This is a genomic window from Streptococcus rupicaprae (genome assembly GCF_040545225.1).
Classification (GTDB): domain Bacteria; phylum Bacillota; class Bacilli; order Lactobacillales; family Streptococcaceae; genus Streptococcus; species Streptococcus rupicaprae.
Genome location: NZ_JBEPLO010000023.1, coordinates 22,610 through 39,526, shown reverse-complemented (window position 1 = coordinate 39,526; position 16,917 = coordinate 22,610). Strand labels below are relative to the sequence as shown.

Below are 16,917 nucleotides of genomic sequence, written 5' to 3'. Positions count from 1 at the left end.
ACTCAAAAACCACACAGTGATTCTTTCATCTTGATTGTTTTCAAGATAGAAGTCACTGTGTGGTTTGATTTTGAGGCTAGTTTTTGCCCGGCCTCTGGGTAGCCAAGGGCTGTCAGGAGACTCCTGATGAGATTATGGCATTATTAAAAGGGTGATAAGTTTGCAAATTTAAAAGAGAGTGGGACAGAAATCGGTAATTCGACAGAATTGGCTAAATAACAATAAAACAGTTGCAACATTATTTTTTGCTGCAACTGTTTTGAAGTATTAGAGAGCCGCAAGTCAATCGGGAACTACTGACAGCTCAGAAATACGATATTTAAACTACTTTTTCAAAGCAGAAAATTAGGATAAAGTAACATTTAGGGGGAAATCATTCCTGAAACAACTGAAAAGGTATTTGCAACCGATATAATTTAGCAGGGCTAAAAGATCTAATAACATCCCCGAATTAGAGAAGACTTAACTCTATTGTAGGTAAAACAAGCGACTTTTATCCAATATTCACCTCAGCTAAGCAAACCAGTAAGGAGCTAACGTATTACCTACGCACCAACTTCACAACCGCCTCTGTCCGTGCGGTATGGGGGAGTGAAATGGTCTGGGAAGAGACCATTTCAGCCCGAGCCTAGAAATGTAAAAGCGAGGGAGCTATTTACGTACCAACTTCACCACCGCCTCTGTCCGCGCGGTATGCGGAAACATATCAACGGACTGGATGTACTCGACCTCGTAGACCTCACTCAACTTGACCAAGTCCCGCGCCAAGGTCGAGACATTGCAGGAGACGTAGACCATTTTTTCAGGGGCATAGCGGAGCACGGTATCGAGAAGCCTGTCATCCAAGCCAGTTCTCGGCGGGTCGACGACAAGGGCTGTGGCACGGTAGCCCGACGCATACCACTTCGGAATGATGTCTTCAGCCTTGCCCGCTTCGTAGTAGGTGTTGTCAAAGCCCATGGTTGCTGCATTTTGCTTAGCGTCTGCGATGGCTTCTGGGATAATGTCCATGCCACGGACGCTTTTCACCTTATTTGCAAAGGCAAAGCCAATCGTACCAACCCCACAGTAAGCGTCGATCAGGTCATCGTCCGCCGTCACATCCAAGGCCTTCACCGCCTCACCGTAGAGGACATTGGTTTGCTGGGGATTGAGCTGGTAAAAGGCCCGAGGAGATAGGGCAAAGCCGTAGTCCAACACCTCTTCTTGAATGGTCTCCTGCCCCCAGACAATCTCTGTCTGCTCGCCATAAATCTCGCTGGATTTACTGGTGTTAAGGTTGATCGCTACGGTCTTGATTTCTGGGTAAGCGGTGGTCAAGTCCGTGATCACTCCTGTCAGTCTGACCGCTTTGCTGGTGACAAAAATCATCTGAACCTGATCGGTCGCTACTGCCCGACGCACCATGACCGTCCGCACCCCTGCGACTTTTCGCTCATTGTAGATGGGCACCTGGTGCTTGTCCAGTAGCCGAACCGTGCTGTTGATAATGTCCTGCGTCAGCTTATCCTGCACTAGACAGTCCTTGATGTCAATCAAGTGGTGACTACCTTCAGCATAAAGTCCTGCCTTGACCGAACCACCAAAGGAACGGGTCTGAAACTGTAGCTTGGCACGGTAGTGAACAGGCTTGTCCATGCCGATGGTCGGGCGAATGTCGTAGTTCTCATAGCCTGCTGGCTGGAATTTTTTCAATGCCTGACGGAGCAAATCCGTCTTAAACTCCAGCTGCTTGTCATAGCGAAGGTGCATGATTTGACAACCACCGCAAGCCTCGTAAATCGGACAGGCTGGCTGCACCCGAAACTTGGACGACTTGTTCACACTCAGAATCTTGGCCTCGACAAAATTTTTCTGCACCTGTGTGACCTGACAGTAAACCTCCTCACTTTTCAGGGCACCCTTGACAAAGACCAAGGTTTTCTTGTAAAACCCAATGCCTTCACCGTTAATCCCCATCCGCTTGATTTTTAAGGGGAAGCGTTGTTTTTCTCGTAATAGCATAGGTTTATTGTACCACTTTGTTCTAGCAAATACCACGGAAAACGTGGTATAATGACAGAAAAGGAGACCGCCATGACCAGCTTAAAGCCACACGATTTTCCCAAAGCCCTCGCCCCCTACCTGACAGAAGCAAGCATCAAGGCCTGCAGTTCTCACTCAACTGCCACTGTCTGGGCATTGAGTACAGGCTATTTTTTGAAGGTGGACGCCCCAAACCAACTGGCTCGTGAAGCCCAGTGGGCGGATTGGTTCTTCCAGCAGGGACTGGGGGTTGAAGTCGTACTTTATATCACTGACGACCGCGATTACCTGCTGACCAGAGCTGGTTACGGGCACCCTGCCCACGCCTACCTTGACCGTCCCGAGGAGCTCTGCTATGCTTTAGCCAAAACCCTGCGTGCCCTCCATGACCGACCAAAGCCTCCCATGGGGGACGACAATCGCCTAGCGGACTACCTGAACACCGCCAAGGCTAATGCCGAGGCTGGTAGCTTCTGGACTAAGGCCCTCTTACCTCGATTTGGCATTAGATGCCGTGAAGAGGCTTACGCCCTCATAGCAGAGCAACAAGACCTCTTACAGGCTGACACTTTGATTCATGGGGATTACTGCCTGCCAAATGTTCTCTTCGATGACCAGCTCAACTTAACCGCCCTGATTGACTTGGGGTTGGCTGGTCTATCCGACCGCCACATCGACCTCTACTGGGCCATCTGGTCGCTCAACTATAATTTGGGAACAGACCAATATAGCGATACTTTTTTGGACCATTACGGTCGGGACTTGGTTAACGAAAAGAAACTAAAACTGATTGCTGCTATTGAAGCTTTTGGATAGAAAGATATGATGAACATCACCAAACTGGAAAAGAAAAAGCGTCTCTACCTGCTGGAGCTAGATGAGACGGAAACACTCTATATCACTGAGGACACCCTTGTTCGCTTCATGCTGACCAAGGGCAAGGCTGTCAGCAAGGAAGAGCTGGAAGAGATTCGAACCTTTGTCCAGTTTTCCTACGGGAAAAACCTGGCCCTCTATCACCTGTCCTTCAAGCAACGGACGACTAGAGAGGTTCGCGATTATCTGGCCAAGCATGAGATTGCAGAAGAAATTATTCCTCAGGTCATCGATAGTCTAACAGCCGACAAGTGGCTAGACGATGCCCGCTACGCCCAGCAAGTGATTGAGGCCAATCTCCATGCAGGGGATAAGGGGCCACAAGTCATCAAGCAAAAATTACTTCAAAAAGGTTTGCCTCTCAGTCTTATCAGCCAGGCCTTAGATCACGCTGACTTTGAAGAAACATGCCAGCGCGTGGCAGAGAAATTGCGCCGCAAATACGAGGGGAAATACCCAATCAAGGGGGTCAAGGACAAGTTGCTCCAAGGGCTTATGGCCAAGGGGGTTTCTTATGAGCCTGCTAAGCGAGCAGTGGCTAATTTAGCCCTTGAAGAGGATGAGGAAACGCTCCAAGAGCTAATTTTCAAGGAGTTAGATAAGCAATACCCCAAATACAGTCGAAAATATGAGGGCTACGAGCTCAAACAGCGATTGACGCAAGCGCTGGCTCGAAAAGGGTTCGATTTTTCCGATATAGGGGCTGCCTTGAGAGATTATTTGTGAGCTTTTGAATTAAAAATCATGAAAATTTTCCAAAATTATGGTAGACTATTTGAGTAAAACTTAAATTGTAGAAAGTTGGGAAGTGATGAAACTACCAAAAGAAGGCGACTTTATTACAATTCAAAGTTATAAGCATGATGGTAGCTTGCATCGGACGTGGCGAGACACCATGGTACTCAAAACAACAGAAAATGCCATTATCGGGGTCAATAATCACACCCTGGTAACGGAAAATGATGGGCGACGCTGGGTGACAAGAGAGCCAGCAGTCGTCTATTTCCATAAAAAATATTGGTTCAATATCATTGCCATGATCAGAGACACGGGAGTGTCTTATTACTGCAATATGGCCAGTCCTTACCTCATGGATAGCGAAGCTCTGAAATATATTGACTATGACTTGGATGTCAAGGTCTTTACGGACGGGGAAAAGCGTTTATTGGACGTAGAAGAGTATGAACGTCATAAACGGGAGATGCGGTATTCGAGAGATATTGACTATATTTTAAAGGAAAATGTCAAGATTTTGGTGGATTGGATCAACCATGGCAAGGGGCCTTTTTCACAGGCCTATGTCAACATCTGGTACAAGCGCTACTTGGAACTGAAAAACCGTTAAAGTCGCAAAGATATCCCTCATTGGCTTAGCTAGTGGGGGTCGTCTTATCTGTCAAGGGAGGCTATTGTGGAAGAGATCAATGCATTTATCGATCGGATTTTTGAAGAGCAGTATCAAGCGTCTTTCGGCCAGGAGAAGGCTGGCAAGACGACACCGGATTACCTTACCCTGACTCGGGAAGATGAGCAGGGACTAAGAGCTGTTTTGCGGGCCAAGCTAGTTCTTGAAAATGCCCATATCACGGATTTGGTTGTCGGGGAGGCGCACCGTGGGCAAGGGTTAGGGGCTTCGCTCATAGCAGAGCTGGAAGAGATTTTACCAGCGCGTGGAATCCGGTCGATTACCTTATCAACCAAGTCTTACCAGGCTGAGGGCTTCTACCGCAAGCTGGGCTACCAGATTTACGGAACCCTGCCGGATGTCCCCCAAAGGGGGATCACCAAATACCACCTGGTCAAGTATTTAGGCTAGTATACCTTGCTAAAATGCTTGCATTTTAGGGGCAATTGCTGTAAAATCACTATAACCATTTCTTGACGACAGGAAAATAGTAGAAGTAACCAGTCGCTTAGCAGCGAACAGGCAGTTATTCTGCCAGGATTGAAAGGAGGTTGAGATGGCTTTTTCAAACACAAGAGGGCGCTATGCCAGCTTTGGAATTGTCACAGTCCTTCCGAGTGAGATGATTGATGTCTTTTGGGAGATTATTGATAATAAGTTAAAGGGCGTGATTCCTTTACAGCCGGTTTTGACCTTTCGGTTAGTCAATCGGAAAGGGAAGATTTCCATCGCCTTTTCGCAGGAACAGTTTCCTGTTCGGATCACCTTTGATTATGATTTTCCTTTTGACCACTTTTACCCTCACACGGTTTATGTGATTGATCGCAATGGCCGAGAGACGGTTACCTTGCCGGAAGAGGCCCATATGATTTGACCTTGAGCCTTGTTGTGTCAAGGTTTTTTTATGGCTATATGTGACAAATCAGGGGCTTTTTAGTATAATGGAAGGAAATAAAAGGAGTCTTTATGCAGAATGCGATTGATTTAAACCAGCCGGTAGCTGATTTGCTGAAAGATCACCCAGAACTCTTGGAGTTGCTGGTTGATTTGGGGTTTAAGCCCTTGGCCAATCCTGCCATGCGACATACGGTTGGCAAGGTGACTAGCCTAAAAGCAGGTTCCAAGATGACGGGTATTCCCTTGACAAAAATTAGATCCACACTTGAGAACAATGGCTATGAAGTCCTAGGGGTTGAACATGAGTAAGGAACGGATTGACATTTTAAAAGGCATCTTAATAGAACTGCACCAGGGAGCCTCTCCTGAAACGGTTCAGGCTCGATTTGAAGAGCACTTTACAGGTGTGTCAGCTATCGAAATCAGCCTGATGGAGCAGGAATTGATTTCAGCTGATACGGGTATTACCTTTGAGGATGTGATGCAACTTTGCGATGTTCACGCCAATCTTTTTAAAGGGGCTGTTCAAGGCGTTGAACTGCCAGACGCGGAACACCCAGGGCATCCAGTAAGGATTTTTAGGGATGAGAATCTAGCCCTTAGGGCAGCACTTTTAAGGATTCGCAGACTCCTGGAACGCTTAAGGGATAGTTCAGAAGAGGACGCGCAAGCTATCGGCCAGGGATTAAAACGTCAGATGGCTCTCCTAAGCCAGTTTGAACGCCATTACCAGCGCAAGGAAGAGCTTTTCTTTCCGCGGATGGAAAAGTACGGCCATACGGCACCGCCCAAGGTCATGTGGGGCGTGGATGACCAGATTAGAGAATTATTCCAAAGAGCCAGCCAGGCTATTGATAAGTTGTCGCAAGCTTCATTAGCAGAGGTCAAAGAGGAATTTGAAGTCTTTGCGACTGAGTTTGAGTCCATGATTTTCAAGGAAGAATCCATCCTAATCATGCTACTACTAGAGGCTCTGACCCAGGATGACTGGCTTCAAATTGCTTCCGAGAGCGATACTTATGGTTACGCCATTGTGATGCCTCATGAAAAATGGGAACCTGAGCGGGTAGAATTTGACGCGACAGCCAGCTTGGAGCAGACTCAAGGCGATTCAAATACTCAGGTGATCGATACGCCAGCTGGTCAGGTCCGTATTTCCTTTAGTCCTAAAAAGGAACCCCTTGCTGATCGTGTGACGCCCCAAGCGTTTGGGAATGGCTATCTCTCAATTGAAGAGGCCAACTTAATTCTTAACCACTTGCCGATGGAAATCACCTTTGTCAATAAGGATGATGTCTTCCAGTATTACAATGATAGTGTCCCTGCTGAAGAGATGATTTTCAAGCGGACACCGAGTCAGGTTGGACGCCATGTCGAGCTTTGTCACCCACCTAAACTTTTGCCCAAGGTCAAACAGATTTTTACAGCTCTTCGTACAGGAAAAAAAGACAAGTTTGAGATGTGGTTCAAGTCAGACTCACGGGGTCAGTTTGTCCATGTGACCTATGCGGCGGTGCGTGATGCGGCAGGTGAATTTCAAGGAGTCTTGGAATATGTCCAGGATATTGGGCCTTATCGGGCGATTGAGACAGATGTTTATAGGGGGCTAGGAGAGGAATTCGAGTGAGTTACGAACAAACATTTTTAAAAGAATTTGAGGAATGGGTGGACACCCAAATCATGGTCAATCAGATGGCCATGGAGGAGAGCCGCCGTATCGTCGAAGAAGACCAGGATGAACGGGCAGCAGATGCTTATATCCGTTACGAGAGTAAGTTGGATGCTTATCACTTTATCAAGGGCAAGTTTGCCAACTACCAGGAAGGGAAATCCTTCCATGATTTACCAGATGGCCTTTTTGGCCAAAAACATTATTAAGAAAAAAGGAGAAAAAATGGTAAAGAAAAAAGTAAACCGTAAGAAAGTATTGAAGAAGCAATTTGCAGCTCTTAGAAAGGCTGGTAAGGACTTGGCAGGAGCTGCTGTGCAGACAGCTCAGGTTGCTGCTGCAACAGTTAGCGAAACCGCTGAGAATCTGGTGGACAATGTGACAGAAGCGACCAGCAAGGCTGTGGAAACGGTGACTGAAAAGGTTCAAGAAGCGACAACTGCAGTAGCGGATAAGGTTGAGGATATCAAAGAGAAAAAAGCTGCCAAGGCATTTGACGCTTTTGTAGCAGAGCTAGACGGTGTAGCAACTGCCCGCCTAGAAACCTTCTATGCTGAAGGCATCCAGTCTGTTAAGGACTTTTCCAAATGGACAGAAGAAGAACTCCTAGGGCTCAAAGGCATCGGACCAGCAACGATTAAACAATTAAAAGAGTTGGGGATCACATTCAAGAAGTAGAGCAGTTTTGCAAGGTTTCTTTGAAATGAAAAAGCAGTTGAAGGAATTGGGGATAACGATTAAGGTTTAGGGATGTGGATCTAGCAAGGCTTCGCCCTGGAGGAGTTGGGGATAGGGCTGTCATTGCAACTGGAGCCGTTGTTGCACCCCATGTTCGATCATACGCTGTCGTAGGAGGAGTCCAGCCAATAGCATCAATTGCATAGATCTGGATGTGTCCAAAGCAGAAAATGGACGGGGTAGCCCGAGAGGTGAGAATAGTTCTCTTTGTTGCTAAAAAAGTTGCTTTTAGATAAAGGATTTGCTACAATAAAGCTATTCAGAGGTGTTTTGAGAAAACAACTGTACAGAAAGCGGTGAGGCTGAGAAATCCGCGGGTTGGTCAAAACTGGTTGCTGATGGCTACAATTGAAGAAACAAAGTTGCGGGTCACGGCCCGAATCTGGGTGGTACCGCGGAAATCGTAACAGAACTTCGTCCCTGTCTAGCCTATGCTAGTCAGGGATTTTTTATAAAAATGTGAAGCAGGTATTGGGAACAGCTCTCCTTGCTATGAGCTGTAACGGGAGTGTCGGTGTAGTCTATATCTCAGTTAGGAGGTTTCCATGAAGGAATTTAAAACATTGGTAACAGAGCGTTTATGGTTAAGACCCATTCGGTTAACCGATGCTGAAGCCATGTATGACTATGGTCATCGACCAGAAGTTGCACGTTTGGCAGGCTTCCCTGTGAATCAATCAATAGAAGAATGCCAACATTTTATTCAGATGGACTTGAATAAGGCAGGTGATGACGTTCGCCAACGAATCTATGCTATATGCCTCAAAAATGAGGATAGACTGATGGGGACAGTCAATTTTGCGAAAGAAATAGAACCAGATATTCTTGAAATTGGTTATGTCCTGCATCCAGATTTGTGGGGGCAAGGACTGATTCCAGAGGCTGCTTCAGCCCTTGTTTCTTTTGGATTTCAGGAGCTCAATCTTCGTAAGATCGAGATTGTAGTCTATGATCATAATCCCCAAAGTCAGCGTGTCGCAGAGAAACTGGGCTTCTCTTTAGAAGCTAGACTGCGTCAACGCAAGAAGATTGATGGAAACTATCAAGATAAGTTAATTTTCGGACTTCTGAAAGCCGACTGGGAGAAAAGGCATGAAAATTCCCTTTGATACAGCCAAATTTTACTATGGTTTTCCAGTCTTTGTCTTGGGCTACAAGGACGAGGTATTTGGTTACAACATCACGACCAGCACCTCCTCCTACTCTTTAGGAGATATGATGGTCATCGGCCTTTTTAAGGACAACAATGCCACCAAGCAGATCGCTCAATACAAGGCCTTTACCCTCAATATCCCAACCTTGAAGCATATGGCGATGGCAGAGCAGGCAGGTTTTGTCAGTCACCGCGATAAGCTAACCTTGTCTAAAATTCCCTATCAGCCCGCAAAAACGATTGACGCGCCAGTTCTCACGGATTATCCGGTGAGCATGGAATGTCAGGTGGTAGAAATGGTAGAATTTGGAGCCTATGTTAATTTTGTAGCGCGGATTACCTACCGTGAGGCAGAGGAAAATCTACTTGTGGACGGTGTCTTTCAAAGCCAAGCCTTTCATCCCATGCTCTATATGGGAGACGAGAAAGCGAGAATCTACCATCAGATGACCGGCGAGACGAAACCCCTAGGACACTTCCTCAAAGAAAATCGCCGTCGGAAGAGAAGAGAGGAACACCGATGAACGTCTTGATTATAGGGGCTCCAGCTTCTGGGAAGATGACAGTCGGTCAAGAGCTAGAAAGATTAACAGGGGCAACCTTGGTTCACAATCATGAGACGATTGACTTTGTCTTGAAATTTATCCCAGACTTTAACGAGGAAATGATGAATCTCAACTCTCGCCTCACCTTTACTATTTGTGACAGCTTTGCTCAATATGGGAGAAAGTGGATTGGAACCAGTGTGATTGATTTTAATAATCCGAATCACCTTGATTTTCTAAGGATTATCCAATCTATTTTTCAACAGCATGGACGAGACCTCCTGTTTGTGGAATTGGATGTGAGTTTGGAGGAACGCTTAAGACGAAATCGGACTGAAAATCGCCTTAAGCACAAACCTCTCAAACGGAATCTGGCAGTTTCTGAGAAGGAAATCCTAGGAACAGTTAACACATGTCAATATGTATCCGATTGTGTTCCAGAAGGTTTGGACTATTATTTGACATTAGACACGACAGCAATCAGCGCCAAGGAAACAGCAGAAAAAATTGTAGCTCATATCAACCGTTTGGAAAAGGAGAAGGACTAATGGATCTTAATCAACTAGATATTCTTGTCAAAGACGTTCCCCAAGCAAGTGCGAAATTGGAGAGCTTGCTGGGTCTTTCAGCAGACTATCAGGATGAGCATTTTGCCCAGTTCACGATTGGTAGCCACTGTTTGATGCTGTCAGACAAGGCCCTCATTCCGCTGGAGCATTTCCAGTCAGGGATCATTCTCCATGTCCAAATTGAGGATGTAGATGGGAAATACCAATCCCTTCAAGCAGCTGATGAAGTGATTCTCCATCCACCGACCAAAACAGACTGGGGTACTTATTCCCTCTTGGTGCAAGGACCTGAGGGCATTGTGTTGGATTTTTATCAATTTGAGGAGGCCTAGTATGACGACCCATCACGAAAAGTTTGAACAAAATTGCTTACCAAATCGTGAAACGGACCGTCTTTTCCTACGCGAACGCACGGTGGCCGATGCAGAAGCTGTTTTTGCCTATGCCAGTCTTCCTGAGGTGACTTGGCCAGCAGGATTTCCGCCTGTCAAGACGGTAGAAGATGAGGTTTACTACCTAGAGCAGGTCCTTCCAAAACGCAATGCGGATCAAGATTTGCCAGCTGGCTATGGGATTTGCCTCAAAGGGACGGACAAGGTCATTGGCTCTATCGATTTTAACCATCGCCATGCCGACGATGTTCTGGAAATGGGCTATGTCCTCCATCCAGACTACTGGCAACAAGGCATCATGACTGAAGCCTGTCAAGCCTTTTTGGAAGCTGGCTTTACTCGATTGAACCTTCACAAGGTTGAGATTTCCTGCTTTGATTACAACCAAGCCAGTCGTAGACTAGCTGAGAAGCTCGGCTTTACCCTTGAAGCAACCGTTCGTGACCGCAAGGATGCTCAAGGCAATCGCTGTGCGGATTTACGCTATGGCTTACTAAGAAGTGAGTGGAAAAAATTGAGGACCTAACCATGCTTCACCATGTTGAGATTTATGTCAGCGACCTAGCTCGCAGCCGTGTCTTTTATGAATATTTGCTCCCGCAATTTGGATACGAACTTTACCAAGACTGGGATCGAGGCTTTTCTATGAAAAAGGTAGAGCAGTATATCGTCTTTGTCCAAACACCAACAGCCTTCCTTGATGCAGGCTATCATCGTTGCCGAACAGGGCTGAATCACCTAGCCTTCTATGGTGGCAATCGAGAAGAGATTGACCAACTTCGCAAAGATTTGCTGGCGAGAGGTGTTACACTCCTCTACGATGACCGCTACCCCTATGCAGGAGGAGAGAACCACTACGCTCTATATTTTGAAGACCCAGATGGGATGAAAGTGGAGGTGGTGGGGGATAGCAGTAGTGAACTTTGTTTTGCTTTTATTTAATATTATTGAAAGTTAGGAGGATAGAGGTGATGATAAATGATAAATCAAATATTTTGAATGCTTGGATAACAGTAGAACAGTTATCTGAAGGAGATATTAAGAAAAATTCGAAAGAATACTCTCAAATTGAGACCTCCCAGGATTATCAGCAATTTTTTTCTCAATTTTTATCCAGACAAAAGGCTAAAAAGAATTCTGGTTTTGCTATTTATTGCGGTATTTTTCCTTTTCAAGAAGTTGTTGATACATTAAGGAGTTCTTACCATCTAGCACCTACAAATGAAGACTTAGTTACTTCTGATAAATTTACATTTGCACTCTATTTTAACAAAGACTTTGATTTTTTAGCCAATCATTTCTTTTTAACAATGAGTGGCTATATTCGTACAGAAGGTAGGGTACCAGAACGTTTTTACGAAATAGAAGAGCAGATAGGTCAATGGTGTGCAAATCAATTTGAAGAGTTGGGATTTCATCAAGCATTGGAAAAAGTTTTTCAAAAGTACAATATTGAGCCTGACGACTGTCGAGTCAAATTTATTGATAATTTAGATACTGCAGATACGAACCTACATTCTTTTTTTATTACAGATTTAGAAAAAGCAAAAGCTAGTTTAACACCTAATTTAGAACGTTATTTTGGTAAGGCAGTAGAACAAAGAATTAACTTAGATAGCAGAAAAACTTCATCTGCATTTAATAAGCAAGCACTAGGTGATATTCTGCAACCCTTATGTTATCCTTTGGGACGTTTTCCATCTAAGCCCGACTATGCTTTGTCATTTATGCAGCAGGTAGCCATTAATACGACATTGAATGATAAAGACACTATTCGTAGTGTTAATGGACCGCCTGGTACAGGAAAAACGACCTTACTGAAAGATATTTTTGCAGAATTTATTGTGGAACAGGCTAAGATTATTAGTGGCTATTCTAATCCAGAATTGAAAGGAAGTTTGGTTTATTCAGAACCATATAAACTGGCACCACTTCCTGAAAATATTACGTCTAAAGGGATTGTAGTGGCGAGTTCTAATAATGGGGCGGTACAAAATATTGTTAATGAATTACCTCGAATTGATAAGGTTGAAGAACCAGAATTTATAAAACAATTGTTAGAGGTGGACTATTTTACATCAGTTGTTAATTCTGAACATGATAGCAAACATACAGATAATGCTATCAAAAATTGGGGTTGCATTTCTGCTGAAGGAGGGAATTCCGTCAATTTAGGGAAAATGAAATCTCTACTTGAGGGAATATTAGCTGAATTAAAATCAGAGAGCTTTGAATCTGATAGAGCAATCTATGTGGAGTTTAATCAGTTGTATGAGTCTCTTTTTGCAAAACGTCGGCTAATACAAGATATTGCGGACCATTACAAACAATTACAAAAACTTCGAGATGAAAAGCAGGCATTAGAGAGTTCCTTTAGTCAAGATAAGGCAAATAAGAAAGAACAATTAACAGAAATTATCAAAAAGATTGATGAAAAAGACTGTGGCTTGGCTAAAGAGCAGCAATCCGTTGAGCAAGATCTTGATGAATTGTCTCATAGACAGGAAGTATTGGAATCAAAGATACAAATTGCTAAACAGGATGACTTTGTTTTAAGAGAAACGAAGCCAACTTTTCTATGGTTGAAAAAACTACTTTCTTTTCCAGAAGTAATTGAATATTATGCTTCATTGAAACAATCCAATGAAAAAATAAGTTCTTTTTCTAGTCAACTTTTGAGTTTAAAAAATGAGGAAAGGCAACTTACGTTACGTCGCTCAGATATAATACAAGAAAGAAATAAGATTAGTACGGACAGACAGTCAAAACAAACAGAGTATCAAAAATGGTTTAATAACAGCTCTAATACATTGTCTTCCTATAGCGTGCAGATTAAACAATTAGAGGAAAAAGTATCTCAGAGTTCTATCCAAAATATTGATTTTAGCTTAGAATATGATGAACTCCAATTATCCAATCCTTGGTTTGATAAGGATTATCGCATCCAGCAGAGCAAATTATTTATACAAGCATTAGCTGTTCGAAAACAGTTTTTATATGACAATAGAAAACATTTTGAAAAAGCACTTTGGATTTGGTTTGACCCTAAGAAATATCAAGATAGGGAAAACGGAAAAGGCTTGATTCAAGCTTCTTGGGATTGGATTAATTTTGCTATTCCCGTTATTAGTACGACATTTGCTAGTTTTGGTAGGATGTTTTCTCAATTGGGTGAAGGTGGAATTGCTAATCTATTCATAGATGAAGCAGGTCAAGCTTTACCACAAGCTAGTGTCGGAGCTATTATGAGGAGCAAGCGAGTGATGGCTGTGGGAGATCCATCACAGATTCAACCTGTGCTTACCTTAGATACCAATGTTTTAGGAATGTTGGCAGAACACTATTCTATTAGTGATGATTTTCTTTCTACTACTGCATCAACACAGTCGTTAATAGATTCAACTAGCCGATATGGTTTTGAAAAAACTAATGGTAGCTGGATAGGCATTCCACTTTGGGTACACAGGCGTTGTAAAGATCCGATGTTTAGCATTTCAAATAAAATCTCTTATGATAGCCTGATGGTTCAAGGGATACCAAGTAGAGGTAGAGGGGAATGGATAAATATTTCGGGAACCGCAAAAGATAAGTATGTCAAACAACAAGGAGAGTACTTGATTGATGAGTTAAAACGAAGAGAAGAAGATTGGAACGACATTTTTATCATAACGCCTTTTAAACATGTTGCTGGTAAATTATCAAGTTTATTGAAAGGCATTGGTTTTACAAAATATGTGAGTGGTAAACCTAGTAACGTAGGAACTGTTCATACATTTCAAGGAAAAGAAGCAAAGATTGTTTATTTTGTTCTTGGTGCAGATAGCAGTAGCAAAGGAGCGGCAAGATGGGCTGTTTCTCAAGCCAACATTATGAATGTTGCTGCAACTAGAGCCAAAGAAGAATTTTATATCATAGGAGATAAATCACTCTATCAAGGGTTACAATCACCAATTATAAAGGATACGTTAGATATACTAAATAGAAAGAGTAATTAAACATGAAACAACTTTCACCAAAATACAATCCAGCTGAGGTAGAGGCTGGTCGCTACGCTAAATGGCTTGAGGCCGATGTCTTCGCACCGTCTGGTGACGAGACAGCCAAGCCCTATTCCATCGTGATTCCGCCGCCAAACGTGACGGGTAAATTGCACCTCGGGCACGCTTGGGACACGACCTTGCAGGACATCATTATCCGTCAGAAGCGAATGCAGGGCTTTGATACCTTGTGGCTTCCTGGTATGGACCATGCGGGGATTGCGACCCAGGCTAAGGTGGAGGAGCGCTTGCGTGAGCAAGGCATCACCCGTTACGACCTTGGTCGTGAGAAATTCCTAGACAAGGTCTGGGAGTGGAAGGAAGAGTACGCCGAGACCATTCGCCAGCAGTGGGGCAAGCTGGGCTTGTCTTTGGACTACCAGCGTGACCGTTTCACCCTCGACGAGGGCCTCTCCAAAGCCGTCCGTAAGGTTTTTGTCGAGCTCTACAAGAAGGGCTGGATTTATCGCGGTGAGTTCATCATCAACTGGGACCCGGCAGCTCGCACCGCTCTCTCTGACATCGAGGTCATCCACAAGGACGTGGAGGGCGCCTTCTACCATATGACCTATATGCTGGAAGATGGCTCGCGCGGGCTTCAGGTCGCGACCACGCGCCCTGAAACCATGTTGGGAGATGTGGCTGTCGCTGTCAATCCAGAAGACCCTCGCTACAAGGACCTAATCGGTAAAAATGTGGTCCTCCCCATCGTCAACAAACTGATTCCTATCGTAGGTGACGAGCACGCAGACCCAGAGTTCGGAACAGGAGTGGTTAAAATCACGCCAGCCCATGACCCAAATGACTTTGAGGTTGGTCAGCGCCACAACCTCCCACAGGTCAATGTCATGAATGACGATGGCACCATGAACGACTTGGCTGGTGAATTTGCGGGCATGGACCGCTTTGAAGCGCGTAAAGCAGTGGTTGCTAAGTTGGAAGAAATCGGTGCCCTTGTTGAAATTGAAAAACGGGTCCACTCTGTTGGCCACTCAGAGCGGACAGGTGTTGTAGTTGAGCCGCGCTTGTCAACCCAGTGGTTTGTCAAGATGGACCAATTGGCGAAAAATGCCATTGCCAATCAATCGACCGATGACAAGGTAGAATTTTACCCACCACGTTTCAATGACACCTTCCTCCAATGGATGGAAAACGTGCATGACTGGGTGATCTCTCGTCAGCTCTGGTGGGGTCACCAGATCCCAGCTTGGTACAATGAAGCTGGTGAGATGTACGTTGGCGAAGAAGCCCCAGCAGGTGAGGGCTGGAAACAGGACGAAGACGTCCTTGACACTTGGTTCAGCTCTGCCCTTTGGCCTTTCTCAACTATGGGTTGGCCTGATGAAGATGCGGAAGACTTCAAGCGCTACTTCCCAACCTCGACCTTGGTAACCGGTTACGACATCATCTTCTTCTGGGTGTCTCGCATGATTTTCCAATCGCTTGAATTTACTGGGCGCCAGCCATTCCAAAACGTCCTGATTCACGGGCTCATCCGTGACGAAGAAGGGCGCAAGATGTCCAAATCCCTTGGAAATGGGATTGACCCTATGGATGTCATCGACCAGTACGGTGCCGACGCCCTTCGTTGGTTCCTGTCCAACGGCTCTGCCCCAGGACAGGATGTCCGTTTCTCCTATGAAAAAATGGACGCCTCATGGAACTTCATTAACAAAATCTGGAACATTTCCCGCTATATCCTCATGAACAATGAAGGCTTGACGCTGGTAGATGCGACGGCAAATGTGGCGAAAGTGGCTAGCGGTGAAGCTGGAAATGTGACGGATAAATGGATCCTCCACAACCTTAATGAGACTATCGGTAAAGTGACGGAGAACTTTGACAAGTTTGAGTTTGGTGTGGCTGGTCACATCCTCTACAACTTCATCTGGGAAGAGTTCGCCAACTGGTACGTGGAGCTGACCAAGGAGGTCCTCTACAGCGACAACGAAGACGAGAAGGTCATCACCCGATCTGTTCTCCTCTACACGCTGGATAAGATTCTTCGTCTCCTCCACCCAATCATGCCGTTTGTGACGGAAGAAATCTTTGGCCAATACGCTGAAGGCTCAATCGTGACTGCGGACTACCCAACGGTTGATGCGGCCTTTGAAAATGAAGCTGCGCACAAAGGCGTGGAAAGCTTGAAAGACCTGATTCGTACCGTGCGAAATGCGCGTGCGGAAGTCAACGTTGCCCCAAGCAAACCAATTACCATCCTCATCAAGACTGCTGACAAACAGCTGGAAGACTTCTTCGCAGCCAATATCAACTACATCAAACGCTTCACCAACCCAGAAACACTTGAAATCTCATCACGTATCACTAACCCAGAACTTGCCATGTCAGCCGTTATCACAGGTGCAGAAATCTTCCTCCCACTCGCAGACCTGCTCAACGTGGAAGAAGAGATCGAACGCCTCAATAAAGAACTCGCCAAATGGCAGAAAGAACTCGACATGGTCGGCAAAAAACTCAGCAACGAACGCTTCGTCGCCAATGCCAAACCAGAAATCGTCGAAAAAGAAAAAGCCAAACAAACCGACTACCAAGCTAAATACGATGCGACTCAAGAACGCATTGAAGAGATGGAGAAGTTGGGGAAATAAGG

Annotated in this window: 18 protein-coding genes; 17 read left to right on the top strand and 1 reads right to left on the bottom strand. The window is 45.0% G+C overall.

The window, feature by feature from the left end; all coding sequences use genetic code 11:
• Window positions 1-651: 651 nt before the first annotated feature.
• Window positions 652-2,004, bottom strand: coding sequence for a 23S rRNA (uracil(1939)-C(5))-methyltransferase RlmD (rlmD, locus tag ABID29_RS09515; protein WP_354365921.1), 1,353 nt, complete (start codon window positions 2,002-2,004; stop codon window positions 652-654).
• A gap of 72 nt (window positions 2,005-2,076) precedes the next feature.
• Here rlmD and ABID29_RS09510 point away from each other — a divergent pair, with 72 nt between their 5' ends.
• From ABID29_RS09510 to ABID29_RS09430, 17 genes are all read left to right on the top strand, one after another.
• Complete coding sequence (locus tag ABID29_RS09510) at window positions 2,077-2,841, top strand: aminoglycoside 3'-phosphotransferase (RefSeq protein ID WP_354365920.1); 765 nt, start codon at window positions 2,077-2,079, stop codon at window positions 2,839-2,841.
• 9 nt (window positions 2,842-2,850) lie between these two features.
• On the top strand, window positions 2,851-3,627 hold the full coding sequence (recX, locus tag ABID29_RS09505; protein WP_354365923.1) for a recombination regulator RecX: 777 nt from the start codon (window positions 2,851-2,853) through the stop codon (window positions 3,625-3,627).
• A gap of 85 nt (window positions 3,628-3,712) precedes the next feature.
• On the top strand, window positions 3,713-4,246 hold the full coding sequence (gene ntdP / locus ABID29_RS09500; protein WP_354365919.1) for a nucleoside tri-diphosphate phosphatase: 534 nt from the start codon (window positions 3,713-3,715) through the stop codon (window positions 4,244-4,246).
• A 66-nt stretch (window positions 4,247-4,312) separates the two neighbouring features.
• On the top strand, window positions 4,313-4,717 hold the full coding sequence (locus ABID29_RS09495; RefSeq protein WP_354365918.1) for a GNAT family N-acetyltransferase: 405 nt from the start codon (window positions 4,313-4,315) through the stop codon (window positions 4,715-4,717).
• A 145-nt stretch (window positions 4,718-4,862) separates the two neighbouring features.
• Entirely contained in the window at window positions 4,863-5,180 is a 318-nt protein-coding gene (locus ABID29_RS09490) for a DUF960 domain-containing protein (RefSeq protein WP_354365917.1), read from the top strand.
• A gap of 92 nt (window positions 5,181-5,272) precedes the next feature.
• Window positions 5,273-5,512 (top strand): DUF1858 domain-containing protein, encoded by a 240-nt coding sequence (locus ABID29_RS09485; RefSeq protein ID WP_354365916.1) that lies wholly within the window; start codon window positions 5,273-5,275, stop codon window positions 5,510-5,512.
• Window positions 5,505-6,830 (top strand): DUF438 domain-containing protein, encoded by a 1,326-nt coding sequence (locus tag ABID29_RS09480; RefSeq protein WP_354365915.1) that lies wholly within the window; start codon window positions 5,505-5,507, stop codon window positions 6,828-6,830. Before ABID29_RS09485 ends, ABID29_RS09480 begins: the two co-directional genes overlap by 8 nt.
• The gene (locus tag ABID29_RS09475) at window positions 6,827-7,081 is read left to right on the top strand and encodes a DUF1912 family protein (protein WP_354365914.1); all 255 of its coding nucleotides are present in this window, start codon (window positions 6,827-6,829) and stop codon (window positions 7,079-7,081) included. Before ABID29_RS09480 ends, ABID29_RS09475 begins: the two co-directional genes overlap by 4 nt.
• 16 nt (window positions 7,082-7,097) lie before the next feature.
• Complete coding sequence (locus ABID29_RS09470) at window positions 7,098-7,550, top strand: helix-hairpin-helix domain-containing protein (protein ID WP_354365913.1); 453 nt, start codon at window positions 7,098-7,100, stop codon at window positions 7,548-7,550.
• Between the two features lie 605 nt (window positions 7,551-8,155).
• Window positions 8,156-8,719 carry a GNAT family N-acetyltransferase gene (locus tag ABID29_RS09465; protein WP_354365912.1) on the top strand — a complete coding sequence of 188 codons (564 nt, stop codon included), beginning with the start codon at window positions 8,156-8,158 and terminating at the stop codon, window positions 8,717-8,719.
• The gene (locus ABID29_RS09460) at window positions 8,703-9,287 is read left to right on the top strand and encodes a flavin reductase family protein (RefSeq protein WP_354365911.1); all 585 of its coding nucleotides are present in this window, start codon (window positions 8,703-8,705) and stop codon (window positions 9,285-9,287) included. Before ABID29_RS09465 ends, ABID29_RS09460 begins: the two co-directional genes overlap by 17 nt.
• Entirely contained in the window at window positions 9,284-9,856 is a 573-nt protein-coding gene (locus ABID29_RS09455) for a DEAD/DEAH box helicase family protein (RefSeq protein ID WP_354365910.1), read from the top strand. The genes ABID29_RS09460 and ABID29_RS09455 overlap by 4 nt, the downstream gene beginning before the upstream one ends.
• The gene (locus ABID29_RS09450) at window positions 9,856-10,209 is read left to right on the top strand and encodes a VOC family protein (protein WP_354365909.1); all 354 of its coding nucleotides are present in this window, start codon (window positions 9,856-9,858) and stop codon (window positions 10,207-10,209) included. The genes ABID29_RS09455 and ABID29_RS09450 overlap by 1 nt, the downstream gene beginning before the upstream one ends.
• Window position 10,210: 1 nt before the next feature.
• Entirely contained in the window at window positions 10,211-10,795 is a 585-nt protein-coding gene (locus tag ABID29_RS09445; protein WP_354365908.1) for a GNAT family N-acetyltransferase, read from the top strand.
• 2 nt (window positions 10,796-10,797) lie between these two features.
• On the top strand, window positions 10,798-11,211 hold the full coding sequence (locus ABID29_RS09440) for a VOC family protein (protein ID WP_354365907.1): 414 nt from the start codon (window positions 10,798-10,800) through the stop codon (window positions 11,209-11,211).
• 29 nt (window positions 11,212-11,240) lie between these two features.
• Window positions 11,241-14,264, top strand: coding sequence for an AAA domain-containing protein (locus tag ABID29_RS09435; RefSeq protein ID WP_354365922.1), 3,024 nt, complete (start codon window positions 11,241-11,243; stop codon window positions 14,262-14,264).
• A 2-nt stretch (window positions 14,265-14,266) separates the two neighbouring features.
• Window positions 14,267-16,915, top strand: a complete 2,649-nt coding sequence (locus tag ABID29_RS09430; protein ID WP_354365906.1) for a valine--tRNA ligase — start codon at window positions 14,267-14,269, stop codon at window positions 16,913-16,915.
• Window positions 16,916-16,917 lie beyond the last annotated feature (2 nt).

Coding starts and splice junctions, on each gene's coding strand:
- ABID29_RS09465 (WP_354365912.1), top strand. CDS start 8,156: ATGAAGGAATTTAAAACATTGGTAACAGAGCGTTTATGGTTAAGACCC.
- rlmD (WP_354365921.1), bottom strand. CDS start 2,004: ATGCTATTACGAGAAAAACAACGCTTCCCCTTAAAAATCAAGCGGATG.
- ABID29_RS09455 (WP_354365910.1), top strand. CDS start 9,284: ATGAACGTCTTGATTATAGGGGCTCCAGCTTCTGGGAAGATGACAGTC.
- ABID29_RS09450 (WP_354365909.1), top strand. CDS start 9,856: ATGGATCTTAATCAACTAGATATTCTTGTCAAAGACGTTCCCCAAGCA.
- ABID29_RS09490 (WP_354365917.1), top strand. CDS start 4,863: ATGGCTTTTTCAAACACAAGAGGGCGCTATGCCAGCTTTGGAATTGTC.
- ABID29_RS09460 (WP_354365911.1), top strand. CDS start 8,703: ATGAAAATTCCCTTTGATACAGCCAAATTTTACTATGGTTTTCCAGTC.
- ABID29_RS09445 (WP_354365908.1), top strand. CDS start 10,211: ATGACGACCCATCACGAAAAGTTTGAACAAAATTGCTTACCAAATCGT.
- recX (WP_354365923.1), top strand. CDS start 2,851: ATGAACATCACCAAACTGGAAAAGAAAAAGCGTCTCTACCTGCTGGAG.
- ABID29_RS09485 (WP_354365916.1), top strand. CDS start 5,273: ATGCAGAATGCGATTGATTTAAACCAGCCGGTAGCTGATTTGCTGAAA.
- ABID29_RS09480 (WP_354365915.1), top strand. CDS start 5,505: ATGAGTAAGGAACGGATTGACATTTTAAAAGGCATCTTAATAGAACTG.
- ABID29_RS09440 (WP_354365907.1), top strand. CDS start 10,798: ATGCTTCACCATGTTGAGATTTATGTCAGCGACCTAGCTCGCAGCCGT.
- ABID29_RS09430 (WP_354365906.1), top strand. CDS start 14,267: ATGAAACAACTTTCACCAAAATACAATCCAGCTGAGGTAGAGGCTGGT.
- ABID29_RS09435 (WP_354365922.1), top strand. CDS start 11,241: ATGATAAATGATAAATCAAATATTTTGAATGCTTGGATAACAGTAGAA.
- ABID29_RS09510 (WP_354365920.1), top strand. CDS start 2,077: ATGACCAGCTTAAAGCCACACGATTTTCCCAAAGCCCTCGCCCCCTAC.
- ntdP (WP_354365919.1), top strand. CDS start 3,713: ATGAAACTACCAAAAGAAGGCGACTTTATTACAATTCAAAGTTATAAG.
- ABID29_RS09470 (WP_354365913.1), top strand. CDS start 7,098: ATGGTAAAGAAAAAAGTAAACCGTAAGAAAGTATTGAAGAAGCAATTT.